General features: G+C 61.2%; 1 protein-coding gene. It reads left to right on the top strand.

Annotated features, from left to right (window positions below; genetic code table 11):
- Window positions 1-278, top strand: a 278-nt coding sequence (locus B2W52_RS00240; RefSeq protein WP_286800947.1) for a thiamine pyrophosphate-dependent enzyme, incomplete at both ends; no start/stop codon positions are given.

Raw genomic sequence — 278 nt, forward strand, 5'->3', positions numbered from 1 at the left:
CAGGAACTGGCCACCATCCGCCGCTACAACCTGCCGGTAAAGCTGATCGTCATGGACAACCAGTGCCTGGGCATGGTCCGCCAGCAGCAGGAACTGTTCTACAACAACCGCGAAAGCCAGATAAACCTGGACGACAACCCCGACTTCGTCGCCATGGCCCGGGCCTTCGACATTCCGGCCCTGCACATCGAACGCACCGACCAGATCCGCCGCGGCATCGAAACCATCCTGGCCTACAACGGCCCGATGCTGCTGCACGTTGCCATCAGCCGTGAAGA

Source organism: Marinobacter sp. UBA2498 (genome assembly GCF_002341575.1).
Taxonomy (GTDB): domain Bacteria; phylum Pseudomonadota; class Gammaproteobacteria; order Pseudomonadales; family Oleiphilaceae; genus Marinobacter; species Marinobacter manganoxydans.